The 4,738-nt window shown below is 31.5% G+C and carries 7 protein-coding genes; all 7 read left to right on the top strand.

Annotation, left to right across the window (positions count from 1 at the left end):
- Positions 1-505 (top strand): hypothetical protein (locus AVL50_RS12170; protein ID WP_216639043.1); only part of this gene is annotated, 505 nt, incomplete at its 5' end.
- A 295-nt stretch (positions 506-800) separates the two neighbouring features.
- Positions 801-1,148: a hypothetical protein gene (locus tag AVL50_RS12165; protein ID WP_062616772.1), complete on the top strand. Its 348-nt coding sequence runs from the start codon at positions 801-803 to the stop codon at positions 1,146-1,148.
- A complete protein-coding gene (locus AVL50_RS12160) occupies positions 1,141-1,626 on the top strand; it encodes a hypothetical protein (RefSeq protein ID WP_062616771.1) in 486 nt (161 codons plus the stop codon). The genes AVL50_RS12165 and AVL50_RS12160 overlap by 8 nt, the downstream gene beginning before the upstream one ends.
- 16 nt (positions 1,627-1,642) lie before the next feature.
- A complete protein-coding gene (locus tag AVL50_RS12155; RefSeq protein ID WP_062616770.1) occupies positions 1,643-1,927 on the top strand; it encodes a hypothetical protein in 285 nt (94 codons plus the stop codon).
- A 49-nt stretch (positions 1,928-1,976) separates the two neighbouring features.
- On the top strand, positions 1,977-2,411 hold the full coding sequence (locus AVL50_RS12150; RefSeq protein WP_157491309.1) for a hypothetical protein: 435 nt from the start codon (positions 1,977-1,979) through the stop codon (positions 2,409-2,411).
- Between the two features lie 417 nt (positions 2,412-2,828).
- Complete coding sequence (locus AVL50_RS12145; RefSeq protein WP_062616768.1) at positions 2,829-3,389, top strand: helix-turn-helix domain-containing protein; 561 nt, start codon at positions 2,829-2,831, stop codon at positions 3,387-3,389.
- 442 nt (positions 3,390-3,831) lie between these two features.
- Complete coding sequence (locus AVL50_RS12140; RefSeq protein ID WP_216639042.1) at positions 3,832-4,437, top strand: hypothetical protein; 606 nt, start codon at positions 3,832-3,834, stop codon at positions 4,435-4,437.
- Positions 4,438-4,738 lie beyond the last annotated feature (301 nt).

The following is a 4,738-nucleotide window of genomic DNA, read 5'->3' as shown; positions in this document are numbered from 1 at the left end:
ACAACCCAACCAGAAGAATAAGAAGATAATTTCTACAACTATTTTAAATAGAAGTGATATGAAAAATTTGATGAATACATTAATATTATTACTATTTCCTCTTTCTGTATTTAGTCAAGTGGATGAAATTTTAATACAGTTGCCTATTCTTGAGGGATCTAGTATAGAAATTTTCAGTATCACCAAAGACTCTGTAAAAAATACACCTTATATTGGGCCTCTTAAACCTGAAGATAATATTACAGATCGTTGTAAACCTAATTTTGACGAAATAGTAAGAATAGCAAATTTAATAGAAAAAGATTCTATCATTGAGTATTCTATAATATACTATAGTCAAGGTAAAGATATTAGTATAATCTCTTTAGCTGAGAAAGGCCATATAGTAAGGCGAATTATTAAAAAAACTGTTTACAATAAGGAAAAAAGTAGAATACCGAAATACAAAAATGACAAGGATTTGAAACTATATGAACAGATTTTAATGTCTTATTGTAAGGACTGAGGTTTATACTTTTAAACTCATCACTGTTCTGAATATTAAGCGGTAACGTTATCCAGAACTAGCATTTTGAAAAAGACAATATGTAATGCAAATAAATCCTTGCCACTTCTATTTCCAATAGTTAGTAAGGGTTTGTATTTATCTATCAAAAGCACTGTTTGTAGTACTCTGTTCGTGGTGTTAAGCGACAGCATCACTGCGAACTTGCTTTTTGAATAGGTTTGCAAATTATAACTAAAAAACAAACACACTCTTCTATCTACAGACACTAATCTCACAGAACCGCTCAAAGGAAATGCTCTTCCAACAGAATAATGCAGAGAATGATTTTGGAAAAGATTCTAATGAAATAAGACCTACTGCAAACCATTATGCACAATTGGGTTCAATGACAGAAGTAAATAATGCAATTCAGTTTTTAACAGACTATGCAACACAGAATAATTTAAACTATAGCGAAGATGAAATACTTTCTGTTGTTATCATATCGTTATTTACAAATAGTCATGTGCGAGATAAAGAATTTAGATTAAATCAAGATATTCCTAATGATGTTCAAACTTTTTATAATAATACAGTTGAAAAATTTGGCGGAATTCTTCAAATATTCAGGATTCGAGAAAATATAAATAAGAATGATTAATTTGAAAATAAACAAGTTTCTATTTTACATACTATTCTCTTTTTTTTGTACCAAAATTTATGGTCAGGTTGATAGAATTAAATTAAGTTTTCCGATTATTGGTTTGGAAGCGTTTGATACTCAAATTGAAGTTTCTTGCAGTTTAGGGATAAGTTCTAATTATGCGGGACATCTTTTTATTAATTCAGATAGTATACCAATTGATGATGCTTTTTTCTTTAGAGATATTTTAGCCCAAGTAAATAAGATAAAAAACGATACAATTTGTGTGTATAGTGAGGTATGGCCTAGTGGAAGGGATGTTTACTCTATAAAATTAGTGCATGAAGATACTATGGTAAGGAAAATTTCAAAACTATTTCTTATCGATCCTGCTATGGAAAATCGTGAAAAGTATAAAGCTCAATATAAAGAGAATATGGATTTAATATACTTCAATATAGCTGAAGAAAAATTAATGGAGTTATTTAGGCATTAACTATAAAACACAGGGCTTGTTCATAAAAATTTTCAATCGTTGTCTGTTCCTAACAGCATATGCAGAAAATGAAGGCTTAGGTTATTCTAAAAAAGATATTATAAGTGTTGTTATTGGATCTTTCACTACTGGTACAACAATCCGAAATGAGGATTTCAGTCCGAAGGATAATGTTCCAGAAGCTGTGAAAAAATTATATGATGAACTTGTTAAGGATTATGGAACAAATTATGGTGATGCATTATGGCATGGTTTTAAAGTAGGTGATGGAAGGATATCACCACAACAATCAGAAGAATAAGAAGATAATTTTTACAACTATTTTAAATAGAAATGATATGAAAAATTTGATGAATACATTAATATTATTACTATTTCCTCTTTCTGTATTTAGTCAAGTGGATGAAATTTTAATACAGGTACCTATTCTTGAGGGATCTAGTATAGAAATTTTCAGTATTACCAAAGACTCTGTAAAAAAAACAGCTTATATTGGGCCTCTTGAGGATGAATATAATATTACAGATCATTGTAAACCTAATTTTGAGGAAATAGTAAGAACGGTAAATTTAATAAAAAAAGATTCTATTAATGTATATTTTCCAGGTGACCTAAGCCCTGGTAAAGATATCTGTATAATTTATTTATATGAGAAAGGTATAAAAATTCGACAGGTTAAGAAAAAGTATGTAAACGATAAGAGAAAAAGTAAAAAAACTAAATATAAAAACGATAATGATCTGAAGTTATTCAATCAGATTTCAAGCTCTTTTTGTAAGGACTGAAGTTTATACTTTTAAACTCATCACTATTCTGGATATTAAGCGGTAAAGTTACTTATAACTATCCAACTTATCACAAAAAACAACTCCCCGCAAGCCAAAAAAAACTTGTGGGGTATCTCACATTAAAAGAAAAATCAAAAAGTAATACACACCACTACCAAAACATAAACAAAAACCAGTATTACAAATAAAAATAACAGCATTACCACTACAACACCCTTGGATTTAGAAGCAAAAAAGATTACTTTAAGTCACAATCTAACTGTCTTGAAAAGATAACTTAATATTGCGTCCGATATAATTCAGTGCAGATCATCAGAGAAACCCTATTGATGCGATACTACAAAGCGGAAATTATATTGTATGGATCGTTAAGTTTAATCATTATTCATTTCTCATTTTACTCCAACAATAACTATGGCACAACTTGATCTATCTCAAAGAGAACAATTGGAATACCTTCTTCGACATGGAGGTGCAAAAAAACGTATTGCACAAATCTTGGGGATTCATTTGTCTACTTTGTATAGAGAAATCAAAAGAAATAGTGTGGATGGAAAATATGTTGCTCAAAAAGCCAACGATTTAGCGGTGGCCCGAAAAAAAGTGGTAGGCAGTCTCCCAAAGATAAAAAGGTCTAAAAAAATTAAACGAAAAAACCGATATGAACTCTATGCCGACCGTAGGCATATTTATTGGCATTCAGATACACCTTGGGTAAGAAACACCTACTTTTTTATCCGTTGGCACTTTGGAGGTAAATACCATCGTTATAAAATTCGTTTGGGTTGGGAAAAAAGATATCATTATAAAAATGATATTCTTATTCTACAACAATTGGTGGAGTTTATGCTGAAAACACGAAAGCCAAGTAAGCATGTGGCTTTTCGTGCAGAAAGAGGAAATAAAAAAGCAAAAGAGGAAGCAATGGTGAAGTATGCGAGGGCGGTGTTCTATCAATATGTTAGGAGGGCATGATATTTCATGTTTAATGAGATTACTTTGCCTTAATATACAGTAGCGTATGTTATACGTATAGGTGAGAGGAAATAGATTCTTATTTTGGGTATCTTTTCCATAAATAATCATTGAACATAATTGTAAAAGGGTAAGAGCATTGGGTATCGTTCCATATTCTTATCCTTTCTTTTTTGGTTTTATAGCCTTTCGCATTTGCTCACGATTTTTTTTATATAAAAAAGTGAGTTTGTCATAGAATACAGTTTTTGGAGTAGTATCCATTAGTTGAACATGATGATGGTAGTATTGTCCTTGTACTTAATAGTAAATTTTGATCCACTGAAATAACTTCTCATCTTTACTACAGCAAACAGCTTTTTGTAAGTAATAGTCATCCGTTAAATCTATCAATTCATCCATTTTGATTTTAATAGAACATTTCAATCCCAATTATCAAAATTTGCTTGACCAAGAACACTTGCAGGTGTTGGTTTCAAACTTGATGCTTTTGCTGGAATCCAACTTTCCTTATGAAAAACAGCCTTATTTTAAAGATGAAATTATTCCTGAATGGGAGGCAATCAGGAAGGATATTCAACAAAAGAAACAGCATCTGGAGGCTGAGCATCTTGAGAATGAAGAATTAATAGTAAAGTTGATAGAGACCATAGGTATGGAACACTTGCTACTGCTTCTTGGACAACGTTTAACGTCTGCTAGTGTAAGAGATCAGAATGGTATTCCACCTTTGAAAAGTTTATTGATAGAAACTGCTTTTTCTCCTTTTAATACTCAAATCAGTGTGGCGACAAGGGCTTGGGAGAAACATGCAGGAAGACATGCTGATAATTTTTGGGGAGAAGTGAAAGGTTCGCCATCTGATAAAGAAGAATATGTGAGAAGTTTAATTCATCAAATGCTGGAGCATAAAACGTGGTGGAATGTGTTTTTCCATTACAAACATGAATTGGTGTATGAAGCTAGGGTGGCTTCTGGGCATGGAATCCGGTGGTCGCATGGAGGAAAGAAACTAATCGGTTTTTTAGAACCTTTTATTAATGAATAAGTACAAATTCAAAACTATCTAATACTAATTCTATTTATTGTCTTGCGATAGCTTCCATTAAAAAACTTTCAACGCATTGTAAACTAAGTTTTCGTTATTTATAGTGTTTAGAAATCAGGAGATTTCTGATGATCTGAAGGACACGAATGATGTTAACGCTTAACATTCGTGCCATTGAGCTTTCTACCATTATAGTTTGGTAGTACTCCCCGTGGCATTGAAGGGAAAAGCGTTAAGAATTTCATGAATTGAGCCGTTAAAAATGATTTTCTTGTTTGAGCAAAGCGAGTTTAAAATCATT

This window comes from Flammeovirga sp. SJP92, from assembly GCF_001583495.1.
Classification (GTDB): Bacteria; Bacteroidota; Bacteroidia; order Cytophagales; family Flammeovirgaceae; genus Flammeovirga.
Note: the sequence above shows the minus strand (reverse complement) of the source record. Positions and strands in the feature narration are given on the sequence as shown.